We start from the raw sequence: 20674 nt of genomic DNA on the forward strand, positions 1-20674 counted from the left end.
AGAGAACAAAGGTAACCTCAGACATCGACAAACAGGAATTTTGGAAAACAGACATTGACGGATTAGAGAACAAAATCTGCGGGAAGGGGAACTTCGCTGCGGCAAGCGTCGACGATCGTATCGCGCAGGAAGCAGACCCCTAAAAACTCAGTCAGCCAGCTTTGTCACGATCTGCGCGCTGCTTTCTAGAGTTTTATGCACGGGGCACTTATCGGCGATTTCAAGTAGGCGGGTGCGTTGTGTGGTATCCAGGTCGCCCTGCAGGTGGATTTGGCGGATAAAGGCGTCGATCTGTGTGTCTGTGCCGGTGCTGGCATCTTGGGCGTGAACCTTATCATGGCTGACATCGACGCGCACATTCGTCAGCGGCCAGCCTTTTCGACGCGCATACATGCGGATTGTCATGGATGTACAGGCCCCAAGCCCCGCGGACAAAAAACCATAGGGCGACATACCGCGATTGGTACCGCCATAGGCCAATGGTTCATCGGCAAGGGTATGATGGGTGGCACCTGATTGAACATCTTGCAGAAAGCCGTTTGGATCTGCTTCGGTTACGCGGATCACGCCTTCGGGCGCGCCGATCGGCGGGGCAGGCTGGGTCAGCGGAATGTAGCGGGATACCCAAGCAGAAATAACGCTGGCGGCGTATTCGGCATCTGCGGCCTTGGTGATCAGGTGATCGGCATTATCAAGGGTGATGAACGACTTGGGGTGCTTGGCAGCCAGAAAAATCTCGGATGCATTATCGATGCTAACTGTATCGTCCAGCGGCGCGTGCAAAATCAACAAGGCCGCGCCTAAATTGCTGATTGCGGGGGTCAGTTCGCCCTTGGCGATGTCATCCAGAAAGTTTTTCCCGATGCGAAAAGGGCGACCGCCCAATTGCACTTCGGCTACGCCTTTGCTGATGATCTCGGGCAGGGCGTCGGCGAAGTTGTGGGTGACGTGATTGGGATCGAACGGTGCGCCAAGGGTAACAACAGCCTTGGTTGACGGGATCTGCGGGGCGGCTTTCAGAACGGCGGCACCGCCCAGGGAATGCCCGATCAGAATGCTGGGGGACATCTTGCGCCCATCCAGATATTCACACGCAGCGATCAGATCATCGACATTTGACGTAAAAGACGTATTTGAAAATTCGCCACCTGAATGCCCCAGCCCGGTGAAATCAAACCGCAAAACAGCAATCCCCATTGATGCAAGGCGCGCGGCAATGCGGCGCGCAGCAGGGATATCTTTTGAGCAGGTAAAGCAATGGGCGAAAAGGGCCGTTGCCAGATGTGGGCCGTCTGGCAAATCAAGGCGGGCTGCCAATTGATCACCGCTGTGACCTGTGAATGTGATCCGTTCGGTAGGCATTGCCATGTGTCCCTTTGCGCGTGTTGGTTTCGAAATTGGGACAGGTTTGCGCAAGACACAAGGCATGTGTCAGTTCTGTCACGTCATGGTGACAGATCGTATGTGATATGTTTCAAAAATGAAGCGTCTGGCGACGCTGCATTTATAGGTGCGTTGCCCTTAAGTGGGGCAACGCCACGTGCTTATCCGCCAGAACGAGATTGGCGTTTGCGTTCGTGCGGATCCAGGTAACGCTTGCGCAGACGGATGGCGTTTGGTGTCACTTCGACCAGTTCATCATCGTCGATATAGGCGATGGCCTCTTCAAGTGACAGCTTCATAGGTGTGGTAAGGCGGACGTTTTCGTCGGTGCCGGCCGCACGAACGTTGGTCAGCTTTTTGCCTTTCAAAGGATTCACCTCAAGATCGTTTTCACGGCTGTGTTCGCCGATAATCATGCCCTGATAGACGTCTTCCTGTGCGCCGATAAAGAATTTGCCGCGATCTTCGAGGTTAAAGATCGCATAGGCGACAGACACGCCGTTTTCCATCGAAATCAGAACACCCGCGCGACGACCTGGAATGGCGCCTTTGTGCGGAGCCCAATCGTGAAAAACACGGTTCAGCACGCCTGTGCCGCGTGTATCGGTCAGGAATTCGCCGTGATAGCCGATCAATCCGCGCGATGGCACATGTGCAATAATGCGGGTTTTGCCCGCCCCGGCCTGCTTCATTTCAACCAGATCGCCGCGACGCGTACCGGTGATCTTTTCGATAACAGCACCAGAATATTCGTCATCAACATCAATGGTGACTTCTTCGATGGGTTCCAGTTTTTCGCCGTTTTCTTCGCGAAATAGCACCTGGGGGCGACTGATGGACAGCTCAAACCCTTCGCGGCGCATGTTTTCGATCAGAACGCCCATTTGCAATTCGCCGCGGCCTGCGACCTCAAACGCTTCGCCACCGGGGGTGTCGGTGACACTGATAGCGACGTTGGATTCGGCTTCCTTCATCAGGCGTTCGCGAATTACGCGGGACTGAACCTTTTTGCCATCGCGTCCAGCAAGCGGACTGTCGTTGATGCCGAAAGTCACCGTGATAGTGGGCGGATCGATGGGTTGTGCCGGAATGGCTTCGGTGACCGTGGTTGCACAGATCGTATCGGCGACGGTGGCCTTGGTCATGCCTGCGATGCTGACAATGTCGCCCGCTTCGGCCACGTCGATGGCCTGTTGGCCCAGGCCGCGAAAAGCCAGAATTTTGGTGGCGCGGAACTGTTCAACGCGGGTACCGTCGCGCGACAGGGCATGTACGGTTTCACCAGCTTTCAGGGTGCCGCTTTCCACGCGGCCCGTCAGGATGCGGCCAATAAAAGGATCAGCGCCCAATGTGGTGGCCAGCATACGAAACGGATCCGAGATCGCATCAAGTTGTTTGGGGGCGGGCACGTGTTGCACGACCAGATCAAACAGCGCTGAAAGATCCTTGCGCGGGCCGTTCAGTTCGACATCGGCCCAACCGGATCGACCGGATGCATAAAGGGCCGGGAAATCCAGTTGATGGTCATCGGCACCCAGGTTGGCAAACAGATCAAAGACTTCGTCAAGTGCGCGATCCGGTTCGGCATCAGGTTTGTCGACCTTATTCAGCACAACGATGGGACGCAGGCCAAGGGCCAGTGCTTTTGAGGTGACGAATTTTGTTTGCGGCATCGGCCCTTCGGCGGCATCAACCAGAAGTACAACACCGTCAACCATCGACAGAATGCGTTCGACTTCGGCACCAAAATCAGCGTGGCCGGGGGTGTCAACGATGTTGATCCGGCGATCTTTCCATTCGACGCTGGTTGCTTTGGCCAGAATAGTAATCCCGCGTTCGCGTTCCAGATCGTTGCTGTCCATCGCGCGTTCGGCCACAGCCTGATTTTCACGAAAGGCGCCCGACTGTTTCAAAAGTTCATCCACAAGTGTGGTTTTGCCGTGGTCAACGTGTGCGATGATCGCGATATTGCGAAGGTCCATGTGTCATGCCTTATGCTGGAGTTGCGCGCGGCCTAACGCGGCTGTGCACAAAAAGCCAGAGGGAATGCAAAGACACCCTGCGTAAAACGTATCTTTCGCCCAAATCTGTGAAACCTGCTGGAAATGTCACATAATAAAGGGGTGTTTTCATGCAGCCGTTAACTTGGTGCGGCAGCGCGGGCTTTGCTGACGGGTATAAAGCAGGGTGAATTGGAGTAGGGTTATGATTTTTATTTGGGGCTCGCGCGGGCGGGCTAAATCTATTGAGAACGGCGATTTTTTCTGCCCCGAATGTAACGGACGTCAGGATATGGATCTGATGCATGTGAAAAATTGGTTTACTTTTTATTGGATACCGATTTTTCCAATGGGGGATCTGGGCAAATATGTGGAATGCAAACGCTGCAAGGCCACATTTAATGAGCGTATTCGCGACTATGATCCTGAATCGCAGGCCGAAGCGTTCGAGGCTGAATTTTCCATCGCAGCCAAGCGCGTAATGTTCAAAATGGCATTGGCGGACGGTGAAATTGATGATGCCGAGGTGGCACAGATCACACAAGCCTTCCAGAACATCGCCAAACGCGAGATTGACCCGGCTGATATGGCGGCTGAATTGGAAATGGCCCGCAACGATACACTGACGGTCAAGGATTATCTGACGGATGTGGCCCCTGGGTTGAACGATACGGGCAAAGAGCTGGTGCTGCGATCCGCGATTGCGGTGGCCAAAGCCGACGGCAACGTGGACCCCGAAGAAATCGTGCAGATCAAGGAAGTTATCGCAGCACTGGATATGCCCAAAGCCTATGCCAATGGTGTGCTGGCCGAAGAAGGATTGGCCACGATTTAAGGCACGGGCTTGGACAATTCGGTCTGTACCGGGGTGGGGATATCTTCTGCGCCCCATGACACGGATCTAAGCAGTTCGCAATCAAACGTATCACCATGTAGTACGCTGATGTCGCCCGTTGGTTCAAACACGACCGCCCTGATTTGGCTTAGGGCGATTGCGTTCGCCTCGCGCAGTTTGCCGCGCAAATCCGATTGGGTGACGCGCGCCAATGGCAGGTTCTTTTCAAGAACAACGCCATCATACATCAACATCAGGGGTGCATTATCGGTCAAAGTTACAGCCCACCCGTATCGCTGCCGGACTTTTGAGACGACAAAACGGGTCAAAAACAGCGTGGCCAATGCCACCAGTTCCGGCCAAGGAGAATCGCTGCTGGTCATCATCGTGGCCAGCACGGACCCGGCAGCGACTGTTAGGCCGAAATCAAAACTGGACATTTTGGAAAACGACCGAAGCCCGTTCAGTCGCACTAATACGATCACGGCTACGACCGCCAGTATTGTTTGTGCAGCAACGATGATAAATTCCATCAGCTAGTTACTTTTCAAAGCGTTGCGACCGCGTGATACAAAGACGGTGCAAAGCGTACTGACGATGGCACAGGCGATAACACCAAGAGCGCGTTCATAAAGCCCATCGACCGTTGTTGGCAGAAGAAAAAAGATCGGTGCGGTGATACCCCAAAGCAGACCAAGACCAATCAGGGTGCGCATGGCCCAATCGTGATTGATACCGATACCCTTGGCCATGAAAAGTGGGGCCAACAAAAAGAAAACGCCAAGACAGTAAACCAGATACATGTGGATTACGATGCCTTCATTGTCGTTGTCACCATATTCATTGCGTGCGCCGACCACGACGACCAAGGCGGCTAGAACGGCTAACGAAAAGATCCCACCAGACCAGAAAATACCCCCTAAATGCGCATGAGAGGCGGCAAGTGCTGTGGCGAATAGTCCTGCCGCAAAGCCATACAGGGCCACGTCCATAATAATCTCGGATTGACCGGCGGCCAGATCACTGATGGTGTCGGATACCCAATTATATTCTGGAACGAAAAACGGCGCTATGATTGTTCCAAGAATTAAAGCAACACAACCCAGCAGACCAATCAGTCCGAATAGGATCAGCAGATAGGGGCGTTCTTGATCTATCGCGTGGCCCGTTGCATCTTGCGTCAATGATCTACCCCTTTGGCCGTGGTGTTTATTTCAAACGCAACGTTGTCAAAAAATGTTCCGCGAACATTTGATATGATTGCGAACGGCTCAATTGAGCGGCCGAATAAGGATACGAAATGTCAAAACGAACGATAATCGATGTGCCAGGTGTGCCTAAGTCGCCGTCACCCATTGCGAATGCAGTAGTGGTCGGGAATACCTGCCATATCTCGGGGCAACTTAGTGTTTATGACGATGGATACCGCCCGGGCACACCGCGCGCCGAAGCCGAGCGCGCGTTTGAGCTGATCTTTCTGATCGCCGCCGAGGCAGGATTTGACCGATCTGACATCGTTTATGTCGACCTGGCTTTTGCCGATTTGGATGATCTGCCCGACGTGAATGCGCTTTATGGCGAGCTGTTTGAAACACCACCGGCGCGCACGATCTATCAAGCGGCCAAACTGCCTTTTGGGGCCAAGGTTAAGGTGCAGGCGGTTGCGATGAAGTCATTCATCGGTGATAAGGAAGCATGACAATACTAGAAAAAATCCTGACTTTCTTAGTCGCGTGGGTCGTTATTGGGGTGGTATGTCTTGCCTTCATTGCCATAGCTTTATCGGTAAATACCGATTTAGCAGGAGGATGGGCCGCGGTGCCGTTACTTTTGCCGATTGTTGGTGGGATGTTTTTTGTGTCCTATCGAAAAAAATCCCATTCAAAATGACCGTGCCAGTCGGGCATATAGCTATGACGTCCTCTTGAGGTCGTTCCCAACAGGTGGAAATTTGATGATACGCAAATTGATTACGATATTATGCATGTCTGCTGCTTTGACACATGCTGTAAGCGCACATGAAGTGGACGTCGATCGACAATTTACCCCGAATAAAGAAGTCGCGGGCGTGGATACACCGCCCTATAGCATCGATGATATCTTCAGGGGCGAGGCGCGCGATGTCTTGCTGGACGCCGACTGTAACATGACAGCCCGCACATTTCAGAATATGTCGATCGGGGCATGGCTGGAACAGGATATCGAAGAACGACAGCGGCTGGTCTGTGTGATTCTGATGGTGTCAGGCGGGCCAGAGCGTCTGAAAGAACGCGCGGGACAAGACCCGATAGATCCGTTTGTTTTACAGTCCCTTACAGAACAAGCAGCATATCTGTCCGAGGTGCTTCGCGCGCCTTATAACCTAAGTGCTGTCGAAGCGGTTAGCGCCATTCTGGTGATAAACGGGGCGCTGTATCCGGGGGACAGACGCGCCATGATGCGGTTGATTGCGGAAAAATAAATGGGCCGCGTGTCGAGCCGATTCAGTCAAATGCAACTGTCCTATGCATGTCCGCTTGCGCGCGTGTGATCGCCTTGGCCACCTGAACCGATGTGAGAAATGAAATATTCATCAAGATCAACTGAATAATAACCATGATCGGCAAGTATGATACGAACTCATCAATATTGAAGATTATCATCGTAATTATTGCTATAGCGGTAAAATAAAGGATCGAGCTGATCCAATATACGTAAAACACGGCCTGGATCTTGGCATCACGCCAGTTTTTTGGATTAATCGAGGCTTTCCATATGTCACGTAGGGCGGCGAACGGGATCCAAAGATTTATAATTGGTATCAATTTCCACAATGCAGCACGAAGTGGGGGTATTGGCATATCCTTTGCCCCTAAGGCACGGGCATTTAAAGCTGCGTGATAAATCCACGTCATAAAGCTGATAAAGGATATGATGAAGACGATTATCGTAACAGGCATCAATAAACTATGTCCGACATATACATACGGGTATAGTTTTTGAACGCTTGGCGTTGTTATTAAATACCTTTGAAACACACCGGTCCAAAGTATTTGCATAATAAAATAGATGTTACAAAAACCCATCGTCAGATAAGTCGTCCATTTGACCCATGATAATCTGGGCGAAATGGCGCGGAAGTCGGGGGGTAATTTTGGGTTCATTATTCAAATAAAATGGGCCGCCCGATATCAGGCGGCCCGTGTTCTTTTACATCGCAGCGTTCAGGTTTTCGTCGATCTTCTCAAGGAAACCTTCGGTGGTCAGCCATTTCTGATCGGGGCCGACAAGCAGGGCCAGATCTTTGGTCATATGGCCGCTTTCGACCGTATCGACGATGACCTTTTCCAACGTATCGGCAAATTTGGTCAGTTGATCGTTGCCGTCCAGTTTCGCGCGGTGCTTCAGCCCGCCGGTCCAAGCAAAAATCGACGCGATTGAATTTGTCGATGTCGCTTCGCCCTTTTGGTGCTGGCGATAGTGACGTGTGACGGTGCCGTGGGCGGCTTCGGCCTCAACGACTTTGCCATCGGGCGTCATCAGTTGGCTGGTCATCAGACCAAGCGATCCAAAGCCCTGTGCCACGGTGTCAGATTGTACGTCGCCATCATAGTTCTTGCACGCCCAGACAAAGCCGCCAGACCATTTCATGGCAGCCGCGACCATATCGTCAATCAGACGATGTTCGTACGTGATGCCAGCGGCCTTGAACTTATCGGCGAACTCTTCTTCGAACACCTTTTGGAAGATCAGCATGAACTGACCATCGTACTGTTTCAGAATGGTGTTCTTGGTCGACAGATACACCGGCCAACCCAGGTTCAGACCATAGTTCAGCGACGCGCGTGCAAAATCGTGAATGCTTTCATCAAGGTTATACATACCCATGTAAACACCGGATGATGGCGCCTTGAACACTTCGTGTTCGATCACCTTGCCGTCGTCGCCCACAAATTTCATGGACAGCGTTCCAGGCCCGGGGAATTTCATATCCGTGGCACGATACTGATCACCATAAGCATGACGGCCAATGACGATGGGCTGTGTCCAGCCTGGTACAAGACGGGGGACATTCTTACAGATGATCGGAGCACGGAACACAACGCCGCCCAGAATGTTGCGGATCGTCCCATTGGGGCTGCGCCACATTTTCTTAAGGCCGAATTCTTCGACCCGGCCTTCGTCGGGGGTGATCGTTGCGCATTTGACGCCGACGCCGATTTCCTTGATCTTTTCGGCCGCATCAATGGTGATCTGGTCGTCTGTGCGATCACGTTCTTCGATGCCAAGATCGTAATACAGCAAGTCAACATCCAAATAGGGCAGGATCAGTTTTTTCTTGATGAAATCCCAGATGATCCGGGTCATTTCATCGCCATCAAGTTCGACGATTGGATTTTCAACTTTGATCTTGGACATGGTGTCCCCCTTGCTGCGTGAATCGGTCTGCGCGTCGTCTAGCGCAATTCGCCGCCGCGGGGAAGGTATACGCTTGTATACGGAATTTGATTACACACCATACGCATCAATCGTGATCACACCATCCAATGTGCCAAGTAGAGAGGGCGATGCAGATTCGTCAGCACCTTCAGCCGGGACAAACATGTTGATCGTACCACCTAGAATCGCCCCGGGACCAAGCAAGTGGTCGAAAATTTCAGGTTCAGTTATGGGATATTTTGCATGACCCTGCCCGTTACCTTTTCGAGTTTCATAGCCGCAACAAACAAAGCGCAGATCGCCCAAGCCGTATTCAGTTTGCAGATAAGCATGTGCCTCGATGAGGTTTTCAGCAGGAACTGAGTATTTCACCTGAATAAGTTTTTGAGAATTCATGACGACTAGGCATTCGGGCTTGCCAAGATAGGGAAGGTTCAGGCCGTCATTCTTCAAAAACGCTTGGCAAATATCGGTTTTAGGCCAAACAAAATATGTGACGCTTCCCAAAAGGCATAAGGATAGAACCGTCAGAATTCCTGTTTTCATTCCGCATCAAGTGGATTGGTTTTTTGGTGTTCTTCCAGTTTGTCGGCCAGATACATGCGACCTTTGTTGAACGCCAGTTGTGTGCGTACCGCGCCCAGAAACTCTTCTTCAAGAGTTTGAGAAGATGCACCAATAATATCTGCCAATTTGACAAAAAGGCTGCTGTCCCCGATTTCATCTTGGACAGCAACACATTCTTCGGCCAATTGCGCGGCCATTTCCTGAATCGTAGCCATTAGCGTGTGTTTTCAGTTAACCTGCGTTGTACGTATTCTTTCACATTACCAATCATCGTATCCATATAATCATCTTCAAAAAAGTGGCCAGAGCCATCGATTTCCTGATGCGTGACAGTAATACCTTTTTGTTCGTGCAGCTTTTCGACCAGCGCATGCGTGTCAGCGGGTGGGGCCACGCGATCGTTCGTGCCGTTGATGACCAACCCGGAACTGGGGCAGGGCGCAAGGAACGAAAAATCATACATATTGGCGGGTGGCGATGCGCTGATGAACCCTGTAATTTCGGGGCGGCGCATCAAAAGCTGCATGCCGATCCAGGCGCCAAAAGAAAAGCCTGCGACCCAGCAATGCTTGGAATTATTATTCATCGATTGCAGGTAATCCAGGGCCGATGCTGCATCTGACAGCTCTCCTATGCCCTGATCATATTCGCCTTGGCTGCGACCCACCCCGCGGAAATTAAACCGCAGAACTGTAAAGCCCATGTTATAAAACGCGTAGTGCAGATTATAAACGACGCGATTGTTCATAGTACCGCCAAATTGTGGATGCGGATGCAGCACAATCGCAATGGGGGCGTCTTTTTCCTTCTGCGGATGGTAGCGGCCTTCTAGCCGACCTTCGGGGCCGGGGAAAATCACTTCGGGCATAGGTGTCCCTGTCTTTTTGTGTTTAAGGCGCATGGTATTCTTGACGAATTCACTTGGTCACCTTAGAACAGTTCTAAATTATACTTGTTATGCACTGGACGTGCTGGAATAAGGCAACTAAGCAATCTGTCTTGGCGCGTCAATGCAAATGCGGAAGTCTTGGATCATGAAGCTAAGTACAAAGGGCAGATATGCAATGGTTGCGCTGGCTGATCTGGCGCTGCAACCCGCTGATGTATTGGTGTCATTGGGTGAGATTTCTAAGCGTCAGGATATATCTTTGCCGTATCTTGAACAGCTTTTCGTGAAATTGCGCCGCGCCAAACTTGTGGACAGCGTGCGCGGACCCGGTGGCGGCTATCGGCTGGCGCGGGCCGCAGTTGATATTCGGGTGGTTGATATATTGTCGGCGGTGGACGAGACGGTCAGCGCGATGCACACAGGGGCAGGGGCATCAGGTGGCGTGTCAGGCAGCCGCGCACAGTCTTTGACCAACCGTCTGTGGGAAGGGCTGTCGGCCCATGTCTATGTGTTTTTGCACCAGACGCGATTGTCGGATGTGGTGAAAAACGACCTTATGCCATGCCCTGCCGTGCCGAATTTGTTTGAGCTCGTTGACGAATGATGCATTACCGAAATGAAACGCCTGCGGCGCTGCGGTTTCTGGCACTTCGTGCAGGTTTCGCCTTTGGCGAGAATATTTTTGCCAAGAAGAAGGCGGTAATATGAGCCGGGTTTATCTGGATTATAATGCCACGGCGCCTTTGCGGGTGGAGGCGCGCGAGGCGATGTTGGCGGCAATGGATGTGGTCGGTAATCCGTCGTCGGTTCATGCCGAGGGGCGCGCAGCGAAGGCGATTGTCGAAAAAGCGCGGGGGCAGGTTGCGGCGCTGGTCGGGTGTGATCCACAGGAGATTATTTTTACCAGCGGTGCGACGGAGGCTGCAGCTTTGGTCCTTCGGAATGCCAAAGGGACAGTTTTTGTATCTGAGAACTGTCATGATTGTTTTTTTGCGCATGTTGATAATGCGAATGTCAGATCTGTTCCGATCAATGTAAACGGATATGTCGAGAGCGGCTGGCTGGATGATGAGCTGCAGAAGGTCAAAAAAGCGGGTCAGAAGCTAAATCTGGTTGCCCATTCCTTTGCCAATAGTGAAACAGGCATTCTTGAGCAGGGCATGATCAGGCGCGCCATTCTGGATACCGGTGCGCGGCTTGTCACGGATTGTGTTCAGGCTGTGCACAGACGCAGTATCTCTTTCGGTCAGCCCTGGAACAGCTATGCCGTTTTATCAGCTCATAAAATGGGTGGCCCTTATGGTGTCGGATGTCTTGTCGTGAAACAGGGTATTGATTTGCAAGCACAGATCAAAGGTGGCGGCCAAGAGATGGGGCGGCGGTCTGGGACTGAGAATGTCATCGGGGTTGCTGGATTTGGGGCTGCGGCCGAGGCTGCGGCACGAGATATTGAGGCGGGCGTCTGGGAAAAAGTTGAGAAACTTAGAAATATTCTAGAAAGTGCTATTGAGGCTGGCTCAAACGATACTATTTTTGTCGGGAAAGGGACTAAACGTTTGCCGAACACATCTTGTTTCGCCACACCGGGTTGGAAGGCTGAGACACAGGTGATGCAGATGGACCTTGCGGGCTTTGCGATCAGTGCGGGCAGTGCGTGTTCCAGCGGCAAGGTCAAGTCCAGCCGAGTGCTGCGCGCGATGGGATACAAAGATGATGTGGCGTCAAGCGCGGTGCGCGTGTCATTGGGGCCCGAGACAACAGAACAGCAGGTCATGGCGTTTGCGGATGCTTGGCTGAATGCAAGACAAAAACAACGCGCCCGTGCGGCGTGATAACACGAGAGGAAAGCAAGATGGCGGCACTGGATGTTGATGTCAAAGAAGGCGTCGAAGCGGAAACCGTTGAGGCCGTTCAACAGCTTGCGGGCAAATATAAATACGGTTGGGAAACCGAGATTGAGATGGAATATGCTCCAAAAGGGCTGACGCCAGATATCGTCAAGCTGATCTCAGAGCGCAATGAAGAGCCTGAGTGGATGACCGAGTGGCGCCTTCAGGCCTATGACCGTTGGCTGCAAATGAAAGAACCCGATTGGGCGATGGTGGATTACCCTGAGATCGATTTTCAGGATCAGTATTACTATGCCCGCCCCAAAAGCATGATTGAAAAGCCTAAATCACTGGATGAGGTTGATCCGAAATTGCTGGCGACTTACGAAAAGTTGGGGATCCCTCTGAAAGAGCAGATGATTTTGGCTGGTGTCGAAGGGGCCGAGGATATGCCTGCCGAGGGGCGCAAGGTGGCCGTGGATGCGGTGTTTGACTCGGTTTCCGTGGGCACAACGTTTCAGGCCGAATTGAAAAAGGCCGGTGTGATCTTCTGTTCCATTTCTGAGGCAATCCGCGAACATCCTGAACTGGTGAAGAAATATCTGGGGTCGGTCGTGCCGGTGTCGGATAATTTCTATGCCACGTTGAACTCTGCTGTGTTTTCAGACGGGTCGTTTGTCTATGTGCCGCCCGGCGTGCGTTGCCCGATGGAGCTGAGCACCTATTTCCGGATCAATGCTGAAAATACGGGGCAGTTTGAACGCACACTGATCATTGCCGACAAAGGATCGTACGTCAGCTATCTGGAAGGCTGTACCGCACCGCAGCGTGATACATCACAATTACACGCAGCCGTGGTTGAGATCGTGCTGCTTGAAGATGCCGAGGTCAAGTACTCTACTGTTCAGAACTGGTATCCTGGTGATGAAAACGGCAAGGGCGGGATTTATAATTTTGTGACCAAGCGTGCCGATTGCCGCGGGGATCGTTCCAAGGTGATGTGGACGCAAGTGGAAACCGGATCAGCTGTGACCTGGAAGTACCCAAGCTGTATTCTGCGTGGTGACGAAAGTCAGGGCGAGTTCTATTCGATTGCGATCACCAACCATATGCAGCAAGCCGATACCGGAACAAAAATGGTGCATCTGGGCAAGAACACCAAATCCCGGATCGTGTCCAAAGGGATCAGTGCCGGCAAGGCGCAGAATACCTATCGCGGGCTGGTATCGATGCATCCCAAGGCTAAGAACAGCCGAAATTACACGCAATGCGACAGTCTGTTGATCGGCGACAAATGCGGGGCCCATACAGTGCCATATATTGAGGTCAAGAATAATAGCAGCCGCGTTGAGCATGAGGCGACAACATCCAAGGTGGACGACGATCAGCTGTTTTACTGCCGTCAGCGCGGTATGGACGAGGAAGAGGCCGTGGCCCTTGTCGTGAACGGGTTCTGCAAGGAAGTGCTGCAGGCGCTGCCGATGGAATTTGCGATGGAAGCTCAGCAGCTGGTTGCGATTTCTCTGGAAGGGTCAGTGGGTTAATGCGCGACCTTCCCATGCATCATGGCACCTATACGCCAAATGGCGTCGCCACAGATAAAGCAGCAATGCATCGTCAGCACATGCATGGTACGATGTCCTACACGTCTGGATTGACATATCTGTTGTCCATCCCTGCAGGTGCTTTTGTGTTCAGTGCTATATTCTATGTGATATTTGGTATGCCTGCCGCAGGTACGCTGATTGGGGTCATTCTAACACCCATCTTGCTGTTTTGGCGCGCACGACGGGCTGAAAAGAAGTGGCAGATGATCAAATCACAGCAGCAATATACTGCACAAGAAGACCGCAGAAAACAGACCGCGCGTCAAATTCAGGAAGCAAAAGCGCGCGGTGATTTTGATCGGTTCGGTCAGACTGAAAAATGAAACGCACGGCACTTTTATCTGCAGTGGCAACGGGTGCGTTTTGTGGGCCATTTGCTTTGATCGTCGATACCCTTTCGGATGGTCTTGGGGCGCTTGAGATATTAGCTGCCGGCGCGATATCAGGCTTTTTAGGCAGCCTTTTTGCGCATTTTATTTTGTGGAAGAAATCATGACGAAGATGAGGATGCAATTTGAAGACAATCATTTGATTGACACATGCATTGATTCCGTATCGTCAAAAGTGCCGAAATTATTCTTTTCGCAGTCAAGTTGTCGCCTTAATCGCTTTCTACCCAAGGGCGATATCGCAGACAAAAAAGATCGTCAGAATGAGCGAAGAGCAAAAAGCCAATTTTCAGGATCGTTTGGCCAGAATAAATGGCCCGCAATCCGCGCAGTCCATGCCACAGAACATGGTGACGCAGCCATCCCAGTCCAAGGCGCGCAAAGTTCACAAAGAACCGATGCTGGGGAACTTCGGATATCCACTATCGATAATCGGTGCGTTTCTTCTGGGTATGATCTGCGTTTTGATCAGTCGGTGGGCACGTTTTCATATCGCGATTGGCGAACCAACGGCGATATCTTACGACGCACTGGTAATCGAAGGCCTGCTTGCCGGCGGGATCGCTTTTATCATGCGGCACGCCTTCAATCTGGAAGATCCCATTCATATCAGCGCCAAAGGCTTTGGAATCACAGCAATGATTGGTCTTATGCACAATCTGGTTTGGTATTTTCCTACAGCGTTCGAACTGATCTTCTCACCCGAATGGGTCGAACTTGTGTTGGATCAGACAGAGATAAACTCATTCATGATCGGCCCGATTGCTGTTGTATTCGGGCAGTAAACTCGGCGGCTATTCGCCGTGATAACGCCCAAATCACCAATCTTTCGCCCAAGAACCGCCCAATTTGCTACCTAGGTTTGAAGAAACTTGGGGGTTTTTTGTATGTCAGTTGGTCAAACATCGTTCAGCAGCAGGATCGGGCGCGTGGAAGCAGGTCAAGATGGTTTAATAACGGGGCGCGGGCGCGGTGGCGCAAAGCAACCCAATTTCATTGTTGGGTTCGTAACCGGAATTTTGGCCTATGTCGGCTTTATACTGGGCGCATGGCACCTGAAAGAATGGGCGGCGGTCAACTTTACAACAATCGAAGATTTCGGCATTATTGTTCTTGGAACGATCATAACAGGCTGGATCATCCGGTCACTTTTGAAAATTCAGGGCAAGAATGTAATCCGCAATCATTTGCTGGGCATCATCGTGGCATTTGGCACATTTCACATGGCTGTACATGCCTTTCCCGAACAAATCGAAATGGCGTTTGCCCCCGAATGGATGGCGCAAACCATGTCCAGCACAAGTCCGGACTTTATGACACCCGACGCCGGCTTTCTGGCCGCACGCGATGTGATCATGGTCAAATTAGAAAGCATGGAAACTTATCAGAATCTTCGGGCCGAATTGGCCGAAGAGCTAGAAAACTAAACCAAAACAGTCCATCACTGAACCTTAATCGGGACCCTGCATCGCAGGTGTCCCTTTTTGCGTTGCCTAAGAGGAAATTATGTTAGAAATCAAAAATCTGCACGTTAAACTTGAAGAAGAAGACAAACAAATTCTGAAAGGGGTCGATCTGACGCTTGAGGCCGGTAAGGTGCATGCGATCATGGGGCCGAATGGGTCTGGTAAATCGACTTTATCTTACGTCCTTGCGGGCCGCGACGGCTATGAGGTCACCGACGGATCGGCTAAGTTGGGCGGTGAAGATATCCTGGAAATGGATCCAGAAGAGCGCGCTGCGGCTGGTCTGTTTTTGGCCTTTCAATACCCGGTCGAAATTCCCGGTGTGGGCAACATGACATTCCTACGCACGGCCGTGAATGCCCAACGCAAGGCGCGCAGCGAAGATGAACTAAGTGCAGCCGATTTCCTGAAATTGATCCGCGAAAAAGCCAAAAGTTTGAAAATCGACGCTGACATGCTAAAGCGTCCGGTGAATGTCGGGTTTTCGGGTGGTGAGAAAAAGCGCAATGAAATTCTGCAGATGGCAATGCTTGAGCCAAAGATGTGCATTTTGGATGAAACGGACTCAGGCCTGGACGTTGATGCCATGAAACTGGTCGCCGAAGGCGTGAATGCGCTGCGCGATGAAGGGCGATCATTCTTGGTCATCACGCATTATCAGCGCCTTTTGGATCATATCAAACCAGATGTCGTCCATATCATGGCGGACGGTAAAATCATCAAAACTGGTGGCCCAGAACTGGCGCTTGAAGTTGAAAATAACGGTTATGCCGACATTCTGGCCGAGGTGGCATAAATGGCGCTTGCGAAACTGAAACAAGACACGACTGAAACACGTCTGTCGGCCATGCAAATGCCCGAAGGCGGACATTGGTCAGATGCGGCCCGTGCGGATGCGCTAAGCCGCGTTCGGATGATGGGCCTGCCGACCCGGCGTGATGAATATTGGAAATATACAAACCCAACGACGCTGACAGATGCAAATGGCCCGCCAGCGGCGACATTTGATATGAGTGATGAATCACAGCTGTTTGGTGACATTGATCGTTTGAAAATCGTTTTTGTCGATGGTGTGTATGATGCCGATGCATCAGACCCACTGGCGATGGAGCACGTGACAATCGCGCGCCTGGCCGAAGCGGGTGAAAAAGATATCCACTGGGCCAAAGACATGTATGGCACGCTGGAAATTGATGGCCAGAGTCCAGTCGAACGGCCCCTTGCGGCCTTGAACACCGCATTTGCCAGTGACGGCATTCTGATCCATGTCACGGGTAAGGCCCCAAAGCCTGTCAGCATGATTTATCATCATAGTTCAGATACATCCGACGCCATTTTGCATCATTGCATCAAGCTTGAATCGGGTGCGGAACTGACAGTTCTGGAAAATGGCCCGGCGGCTGCGCGCTTTAACAAATGCATGGAGATTGATGTAGCTGATGGCGCGGCTTTTCACCATGTGCGGGCGCAGGGGCGTGATCATGAACGGCGTGCTGTGACGCATATGTTCACGCGTTTGGGTGCAAATAGCACCTATAAAAGCTTTACGTTGACCGCGAATGGCGTGTTAACCCGTAATGAAACCATCATTGACCTAAGGGGCGATGACGCGATTGCCCATGTAGCGGGTGCGGCCATGGGCGATGGTGATTTTCACCACGACGACACTGTTTTTATCACCCATGATGCCGTCAATTGCGAAAGCCGTCAGGTGTTCAAAAAGGTTCTGCGCAACGGGGCTGTCGGCGTTTTTCAAGGCAAAATTCTCGTGCAACCAGGTGCGCAAAAGACCGATGGCTATCAGATCAGCCAGTCACTTTTGTTGGATGAAGACAGCCAGTTTCTAGCCAAACCTGAACTTGAAATCTATGCCGATGATGTGGCCTGTTCGCATGGGTCGACATCTGGTGCGATTGATGAAGATGCGCTGTTTTATCTGCGATCACGCGGTGTGCCTGAACATCAGGCGCAGGATCTTCTGGTTTTGGCATTCCTGGCCGAAGCGATTGAAGAAATCGAAGATGAAGATATTGCCGCCGATATTCTGTCGCGGCTTGAAGGTTGGCTGGTCAGACGTCGCTGATGCCCGTTGCGGATAATATCATAGCAACTTACCGGGGGCCGACGCGGGTAATGCAGCGGCTTTTGGATGCAGGTCAACGCGAAGATCGGGCCTTGGCAATGGTCATGGGCGCCAGCGCGCTGATCTTTATTGCACAATGGCCTAAATTGGCGCGCCAGGCCCATCTGACCGAAGGTGTCGAGATTCAGCAATTAATCGCCGGTGCGCTTTGGGGGATTATCTTTTTACTGCCCTTGATGCTGTATGGTCTGGCAGCATTAAGTCATATGATTGCACGCGTATTTGGGGGCAGGGGCAGTTGGTTTGGTGCCAGATTAGCCTTATTCTGGAGCCTTTTAGCCTCGACCCCGCTATTGATGTTGCACGGTCTTGTTGCCGGTTTTATCGGACCTGGCACGCAGCTTTCGGTCGTTGGGGTTGTCTGGCTTGTGGTGTTTTTGGTCTTTTGGGGTCTGTGCCTTCGTGTCGCAGAGCTTGAGACCCCCCTCAAAGCGGACTAAGTACCTTTTATGACAATGACAATTCAATCTTTCCTCGCGTTATTCCAGCTTAGTTTTGCCCAGCCAAAGCAAGCGGCCGAAGCTGTCTTAGCTTTGAATATCCCGCGTGAGGCTTTGTGGCTGCTTGTGTCGCTGGCTGTGATTTTATCGACAATATCAGGCGTGCTTGGGCAAACGATTGCCACGCCCACTGAACAGCAACAGCAAGCAATGCAGTTAATCCCGACAAACCCTGTGCTTTTTTTGGTTATGTATGCTGTGTTTATAGTGGCATTTATGGGTGCCGTTCACGTGGCAGGACTTGCTTTTAAAAGTCAGGGCAGCTTCGATGAATGTGTCGTCGTGTTGTCATGGTGGCTGATCATATCGAATACTGCACGGATTATGGGGCTGTTTCTGGCTTTGCTTTCACCCATGCTAGGTGGCTTGGTGCTGCTTGGTCTTGTGGGGTATGGCATCTGGATTTTAGTCAACTTCGCAGATGTTATTTTCCGGTTCAATTCGCTTGGGAAATCAGCGCTGATGCTATTTCTTGCGTTCATGGGGCTGGTTTTTGCAGCCGCTATGATCTTGGCGATTTTTGGTTTCACACCACCTGAAGGGGCGGCCAATGTATGATATTGATAAAATCCGGGCCGATTTTCCAATACTGTCGCGCCAGGTGAACGGCAAACCGCTGGTATATTTGGACAATGGGGCATCTGCGCAAAAACCAAAAACCGTGATAGATGCGATCACAACGGCCTATTCCTATGAATATTCCAATGTTCACCGTGGCCTACATTATCTTTCCAACGTCGCGACTGAAAAATACGAAAGCGTGCGCGGGATCGTGGCGCGCTTTTTGAATGCGCCCTCTGAGGATGAGATTGTTTTGAATTCCGGCACGACCGAAGGCATCAACATGGTTGCTTATGGTTGGGCTATGCCACGGCTGCAGGCCGGTGATGAGATCGTTCTTAGCGTGATGGAGCATCATGCGAACATTGTACCGTGGCATTTTCTGCGTGAACGGCAAGGTGTCGTTCTAAAATGGGTCGATGTCGATGTGAACGGTGCATTAGATCCGCAGAAGGTGATCGACGCGATTGGGTCCAAGACTAAACTGGTGGCGTTGACGCATCTGTCGAATGTTCTGGGCACGAAGGTGGATATCAAAGCCATCACCAAGGCAGCCCATGATCACGGTGTGCCAGTTCTGGTCGATGGATCACAGGCAGCTGTGCATATGCCTGTCGATGTGACTGATCTTGATTGCGATTTTTACGCGGTTACCGGGCACAAACTTTACGGTCCAAGTGGATCTGGTGCGATTTTCGTCAAGAAAGAGCGGCTGCAGGAAATGCAGCCCTTTATGGGTGGTGGCGATATGATCCGTGATGTGCACAAGGACAGTGTGACCTATAACGATCCGCCAATGAAGTTCGAAGCGGGAACGCCTGGCATTGTTCAGACGATCGGCATGGGGGCCGCGCTGACCTATATGATGGATTTGGGGATGAATAAGGTTGCTGCTTATGAGGACAGCTTGCGGGATTATGCGCGCCAGAAACTGGACGGATTGAACTGGCTGCATGTCCAGGGCACGACAGCAGATAAGGCTGCGATTTTTTCATTTACTTTGGATGGTGCGGCACATGCACATGATATTTCCACCGTTTTGGACAAAAAGGGCGTTGCTGTGCGCGCAGGCCATCATTGTGCACAGCCATTGATGGAACATTTGGGTGTGTCCGCCACATGTCGCGCATCATTTGGCATGTATAACACTAAGGAAGAGGTCGATGTTCTGGTCGATGCGCTGGAACTGTGCCACGATCTTTTTGCCTAATAGGGCGTTTCTTTTTACAAAGGTCCGGGCATAAAAAAGCCCCGCCTAAGGGGCGATTTCAGAATAGAGTTTGGGAAAAAAGACGGTTAACGCCCCCATGTCCGAATTGGACCGCAATCCATATGGACGAAGTTTGATTTTGAATATCGACCAACACCACCACTGGCACAGGCCGCTGCGGCACGTGCAACTTCGGTGACGCTTTTCGAATTCATCCGTAGATCGGCCGCCTGGCCTTTCATATGCAGTGATTGCTTGGCAACGCCACCTGAACGGGATCGCAGCATCGCATTGGTCTGCGGGGTGCGATATCCAGAGAGTAACAGATAAGGTTCATCCGCACGAAGCAGATTGTGGGACGCGGCCATAATATCAATGGTACGGGTATCGATAGAGGTGGTACTGTCCTGACGCCAGTCGCGCATGAAATAATTGATTTCTTTCAGACTTTCGCGAACGTATTTTCCATCGATCCAATAAAGAATGTCGATGCTTTCGCCGGTTCTGCCAGAATGCATACGCAATCTGCGCACATCGCCAGCACCGCGAAGAAAACCTGCCGCCATTGTGTAAGTAGGTGCTGCAGTCACCGCAGTTGCTGCAAACGCACCCAAGAGCCCACGTCGTGTTAAGCCCCTAGAGCCAGATATTGTCATGTCCCAAACGCCCGTCCCGTTTCTTAGTGTTTTGGCCCGCGTTTCGCGTGCCCCTGCCTGGTCATCCCCTGCATATGGTATGCCATATCTCGAATCAGCAACCAACCCCTGATTAGCTGTTAACCTTGTATAAGCATGAAAATTGGCAAAATTTTGCTAAAAAAGCCCTAATTTTTCTTGCCTTAAAGTAAACGCCGTGGTGCAAGTGCACCGGATTACA

Annotated in this window: 25 protein-coding genes; 15 read left to right on the forward strand and 10 right to left on the reverse strand. The window is 51.6% G+C overall.

The window, feature by feature from the left end; translation table 11 throughout:
• Positions 1 to 147: 147 nt before the first annotated feature.
• Both HRQ87_RS10965 and typA read right to left on the reverse strand, forming a co-directional pair.
• Positions 148 to 1362 carry a bifunctional alpha/beta hydrolase/OsmC family protein gene (locus HRQ87_RS10965; protein ID WP_174138650.1) on the reverse strand — a complete coding sequence of 405 codons (1215 nt, stop codon included), beginning with the start codon at positions 1360 to 1362 and terminating at the stop codon, positions 148 to 150.
• A gap of 182 nt (positions 1363 to 1544) precedes the next feature.
• Positions 1545 to 3365: a translational GTPase TypA gene (gene typA, locus HRQ87_RS10970; RefSeq protein WP_174138249.1), complete on the reverse strand. Its 1821-nt coding sequence runs from the start codon at positions 3363 to 3365 to the stop codon at positions 1545 to 1547.
• Between the two features lie 223 nt (positions 3366 to 3588).
• Here typA and HRQ87_RS10975 point away from each other — a divergent pair, with 223 nt between their 5' ends.
• On the forward strand, positions 3589 to 4218 hold the full coding sequence (locus HRQ87_RS10975) for a TerB family tellurite resistance protein (protein ID WP_174138251.1): 630 nt from the start codon (positions 3589 to 3591) through the stop codon (positions 4216 to 4218).
• On the opposite strand, the gene HRQ87_RS10980 is transcribed toward HRQ87_RS10975, so the two are convergent.
• Positions 4215 to 4751, reverse strand: a complete 537-nt coding sequence (locus HRQ87_RS10980) for a DUF421 domain-containing protein (protein WP_174138253.1) — start codon at positions 4749 to 4751, stop codon at positions 4215 to 4217. The two genes, HRQ87_RS10975 and HRQ87_RS10980, sit on opposite strands and share 4 nt — an antisense overlap.
• A gap of 3 nt (positions 4752 to 4754) precedes the next feature.
• The gene (locus HRQ87_RS10985; RefSeq protein WP_174138255.1) at positions 4755 to 5402 is read right to left on the reverse strand and encodes a DUF998 domain-containing protein; all 648 of its coding nucleotides are present in this window, start codon (positions 5400 to 5402) and stop codon (positions 4755 to 4757) included.
• Between the two features lie 116 nt (positions 5403 to 5518).
• Between HRQ87_RS10985 and HRQ87_RS10990 the strand changes: the two genes are divergently transcribed.
• Positions 5519 to 5917 carry a RidA family protein gene (locus HRQ87_RS10990; RefSeq protein ID WP_174138257.1) on the forward strand — a complete coding sequence of 133 codons (399 nt, stop codon included), beginning with the start codon at positions 5519 to 5521 and terminating at the stop codon, positions 5915 to 5917.
• Between the two features lie 255 nt (positions 5918 to 6172).
• Positions 6173 to 6679: a hypothetical protein gene (locus HRQ87_RS10995; protein ID WP_174138259.1), complete on the forward strand. Its 507-nt coding sequence runs from the start codon at positions 6173 to 6175 to the stop codon at positions 6677 to 6679.
• 22 nt (positions 6680 to 6701) lie between these two features.
• Here the strand turns inward: HRQ87_RS10995 and HRQ87_RS11000 are convergent, their stop codons facing one another.
• The 5 genes from HRQ87_RS11000 to HRQ87_RS11020 form a co-directional block, all read right to left on the reverse strand.
• A complete protein-coding gene (locus HRQ87_RS11000) occupies positions 6702 to 7361 on the reverse strand; it encodes a DUF4328 domain-containing protein (RefSeq protein ID WP_343035246.1) in 660 nt (219 codons plus the stop codon).
• 46 nt (positions 7362 to 7407) lie between these two features.
• Complete coding sequence (locus HRQ87_RS11005; protein WP_174138263.1) at positions 7408 to 8616, reverse strand: NADP-dependent isocitrate dehydrogenase; 1209 nt, start codon at positions 8614 to 8616, stop codon at positions 7408 to 7410.
• A 90-nt stretch (positions 8617 to 8706) separates the two neighbouring features.
• A complete protein-coding gene (locus HRQ87_RS11010; RefSeq protein ID WP_174138265.1) occupies positions 8707 to 9183 on the reverse strand; it encodes a hypothetical protein in 477 nt (158 codons plus the stop codon).
• A complete protein-coding gene (locus HRQ87_RS11015) occupies positions 9180 to 9419 on the reverse strand; it encodes a hypothetical protein (RefSeq protein ID WP_174138267.1) in 240 nt (79 codons plus the stop codon). The genes HRQ87_RS11010 and HRQ87_RS11015 overlap by 4 nt, the downstream gene beginning before the upstream one ends.
• Positions 9419 to 10072 (reverse strand): alpha/beta hydrolase, encoded by a 654-nt coding sequence (locus HRQ87_RS11020; protein ID WP_174138269.1) that lies wholly within the window; start codon positions 10070 to 10072, stop codon positions 9419 to 9421. The genes HRQ87_RS11015 and HRQ87_RS11020 overlap by 1 nt, the downstream gene beginning before the upstream one ends.
• Positions 10073 to 10238: 166 nt before the next feature.
• Between HRQ87_RS11020 and iscR the strand changes: the two genes are divergently transcribed.
• The 12 genes from iscR (at position 10239) to HRQ87_RS11080 (ending at position 19798) form a co-directional block, all read left to right on the forward strand.
• Positions 10239 to 10697, forward strand: coding sequence for a Fe-S cluster assembly transcriptional regulator IscR (gene iscR / locus HRQ87_RS11025; RefSeq protein ID WP_174138271.1), 459 nt, complete (start codon positions 10239 to 10241; stop codon positions 10695 to 10697).
• Positions 10698 to 10797: 100 nt separating this feature from the next.
• On the forward strand, positions 10798 to 11925 hold the full coding sequence (locus tag HRQ87_RS11030; RefSeq protein WP_174138273.1) for a cysteine desulfurase family protein: 1128 nt from the start codon (positions 10798 to 10800) through the stop codon (positions 11923 to 11925).
• A gap of 20 nt (positions 11926 to 11945) precedes the next feature.
• The gene (sufB, locus tag HRQ87_RS11035; RefSeq protein ID WP_174138275.1) at positions 11946 to 13466 is read left to right on the forward strand and encodes a Fe-S cluster assembly protein SufB; all 1521 of its coding nucleotides are present in this window, start codon (positions 11946 to 11948) and stop codon (positions 13464 to 13466) included.
• Positions 13466 to 13852 (forward strand): hypothetical protein, encoded by a 387-nt coding sequence (locus HRQ87_RS11040; RefSeq protein ID WP_174138276.1) that lies wholly within the window; start codon positions 13466 to 13468, stop codon positions 13850 to 13852. Before sufB ends, HRQ87_RS11040 begins: the two co-directional genes overlap by 1 nt.
• Positions 13849 to 14025 (forward strand): hypothetical protein, encoded by a 177-nt coding sequence (locus tag HRQ87_RS11045; RefSeq protein ID WP_174138278.1) that lies wholly within the window; start codon positions 13849 to 13851, stop codon positions 14023 to 14025. Before HRQ87_RS11040 ends, HRQ87_RS11045 begins: the two co-directional genes overlap by 4 nt.
• A 156-nt stretch (positions 14026 to 14181) precedes the next feature.
• The gene (locus HRQ87_RS11050) at positions 14182 to 14703 is read left to right on the forward strand and encodes a hypothetical protein (RefSeq protein WP_174138280.1); all 522 of its coding nucleotides are present in this window, start codon (positions 14182 to 14184) and stop codon (positions 14701 to 14703) included.
• A gap of 102 nt (positions 14704 to 14805) precedes the next feature.
• Positions 14806 to 15345: a hypothetical protein gene (locus HRQ87_RS11055; protein ID WP_174138282.1), complete on the forward strand. Its 540-nt coding sequence runs from the start codon at positions 14806 to 14808 to the stop codon at positions 15343 to 15345.
• Between the two features lie 79 nt (positions 15346 to 15424).
• Entirely contained in the window at positions 15425 to 16180 is a 756-nt protein-coding gene (gene sufC / locus HRQ87_RS11060) for a Fe-S cluster assembly ATPase SufC (RefSeq protein ID WP_174138284.1), read from the forward strand.
• Positions 16181 to 17467 carry a Fe-S cluster assembly protein SufD gene (sufD, locus tag HRQ87_RS11065; RefSeq protein ID WP_174138286.1) on the forward strand — a complete coding sequence of 429 codons (1287 nt, stop codon included), beginning with the start codon at positions 16181 to 16183 and terminating at the stop codon, positions 17465 to 17467.
• Positions 17467 to 17967: a YIP1 family protein gene (locus HRQ87_RS11070; RefSeq protein WP_174138288.1), complete on the forward strand. Its 501-nt coding sequence runs from the start codon at positions 17467 to 17469 to the stop codon at positions 17965 to 17967. Before sufD ends, HRQ87_RS11070 begins: the two co-directional genes overlap by 1 nt.
• Positions 17968 to 17976: 9 nt before the next feature.
• The gene (locus tag HRQ87_RS11075) at positions 17977 to 18585 is read left to right on the forward strand and encodes a YIP1 family protein (protein ID WP_174138290.1); all 609 of its coding nucleotides are present in this window, start codon (positions 17977 to 17979) and stop codon (positions 18583 to 18585) included.
• Positions 18578 to 19798, forward strand: a complete 1221-nt coding sequence (locus HRQ87_RS11080) for a cysteine desulfurase (RefSeq protein WP_174138292.1) — start codon at positions 18578 to 18580, stop codon at positions 19796 to 19798. Before HRQ87_RS11075 ends, HRQ87_RS11080 begins: the two co-directional genes overlap by 8 nt.
• Positions 19799 to 19884: 86 nt before the next feature.
• Here the strand turns inward: HRQ87_RS11080 and mepK are convergent, their stop codons facing one another.
• Entirely contained in the window at positions 19885 to 20454 is a 570-nt protein-coding gene (gene mepK / locus HRQ87_RS11085) for a peptidoglycan L,D-endopeptidase MepK (RefSeq protein WP_174138294.1), read from the reverse strand.
• Positions 20455 to 20674: the final 220 nt, after the last annotated feature.

Source organism: Parasulfitobacter algicola (genome assembly GCF_013315265.1).
Lineage (GTDB): Bacteria > Pseudomonadota > Alphaproteobacteria > Rhodobacterales > Rhodobacteraceae > Parasulfitobacter > Parasulfitobacter algicola.

Coding starts and splice junctions, on each gene's coding strand:
- HRQ87_RS11040 (WP_174138276.1), top strand. CDS start 13,466: ATGCGCGACCTTCCCATGCATCATGGCACCTATACGCCAAATGGCGTC.
- typA (WP_174138249.1), bottom strand. CDS start 3,365: ATGGACCTTCGCAATATCGCGATCATCGCACACGTTGACCACGGCAAA.
- HRQ87_RS10995 (WP_174138259.1), top strand. CDS start 6,173: ATGATACGCAAATTGATTACGATATTATGCATGTCTGCTGCTTTGACA.
- HRQ87_RS10980 (WP_174138253.1), bottom strand. CDS start 4,751: ATGGAATTTATCATCGTTGCTGCACAAACAATACTGGCGGTCGTAGCC.
- HRQ87_RS10990 (WP_174138257.1), top strand. CDS start 5,519: ATGTCAAAACGAACGATAATCGATGTGCCAGGTGTGCCTAAGTCGCCG.
- HRQ87_RS10975 (WP_174138251.1), top strand. CDS start 3,589: ATGATTTTTATTTGGGGCTCGCGCGGGCGGGCTAAATCTATTGAGAAC.
- HRQ87_RS11050 (WP_174138280.1), top strand. CDS start 14,182: ATGAGCGAAGAGCAAAAAGCCAATTTTCAGGATCGTTTGGCCAGAATA.
- HRQ87_RS11030 (WP_174138273.1), top strand. CDS start 10,798: ATGAGCCGGGTTTATCTGGATTATAATGCCACGGCGCCTTTGCGGGTG.
- HRQ87_RS11080 (WP_174138292.1), top strand. CDS start 18,578: ATGTATGATATTGATAAAATCCGGGCCGATTTTCCAATACTGTCGCGC.
- HRQ87_RS11070 (WP_174138288.1), top strand. CDS start 17,467: ATGCCCGTTGCGGATAATATCATAGCAACTTACCGGGGGCCGACGCGG.
- sufC (WP_174138284.1), top strand. CDS start 15,425: ATGTTAGAAATCAAAAATCTGCACGTTAAACTTGAAGAAGAAGACAAA.
- HRQ87_RS10965 (WP_174138650.1), bottom strand. CDS start 1,362: ATGCCTACCGAACGGATCACATTCACAGGTCACAGCGGTGATCAATTG.
- HRQ87_RS11010 (WP_174138265.1), bottom strand. CDS start 9,183: ATGAAAACAGGAATTCTGACGGTTCTATCCTTATGCCTTTTGGGAAGC.
- iscR (WP_174138271.1), top strand. CDS start 10,239: ATGAAGCTAAGTACAAAGGGCAGATATGCAATGGTTGCGCTGGCTGAT.
- HRQ87_RS11055 (WP_174138282.1), top strand. CDS start 14,806: ATGTCAGTTGGTCAAACATCGTTCAGCAGCAGGATCGGGCGCGTGGAA.
- HRQ87_RS11005 (WP_174138263.1), bottom strand. CDS start 8,616: ATGTCCAAGATCAAAGTTGAAAATCCAATCGTCGAACTTGATGGCGAT.
- mepK (WP_174138294.1), bottom strand. CDS start 20,454: ATGACAATATCTGGCTCTAGGGGCTTAACACGACGTGGGCTCTTGGGT.
- sufD (WP_174138286.1), top strand. CDS start 16,181: ATGGCGCTTGCGAAACTGAAACAAGACACGACTGAAACACGTCTGTCG.
- HRQ87_RS11075 (WP_174138290.1), top strand. CDS start 17,977: ATGACAATGACAATTCAATCTTTCCTCGCGTTATTCCAGCTTAGTTTT.
- HRQ87_RS11020 (WP_174138269.1), bottom strand. CDS start 10,072: ATGCCCGAAGTGATTTTCCCCGGCCCCGAAGGTCGGCTAGAAGGCCGC.
- sufB (WP_174138275.1), top strand. CDS start 11,946: ATGGCGGCACTGGATGTTGATGTCAAAGAAGGCGTCGAAGCGGAAACC.
- HRQ87_RS11000 (WP_343035246.1), bottom strand. CDS start 7,361: ATGAACCCAAAATTACCCCCCGACTTCCGCGCCATTTCGCCCAGATTA.
- HRQ87_RS11045 (WP_174138278.1), top strand. CDS start 13,849: ATGAAACGCACGGCACTTTTATCTGCAGTGGCAACGGGTGCGTTTTGT.
- HRQ87_RS11015 (WP_174138267.1), bottom strand. CDS start 9,419: ATGGCTACGATTCAGGAAATGGCCGCGCAATTGGCCGAAGAATGTGTT.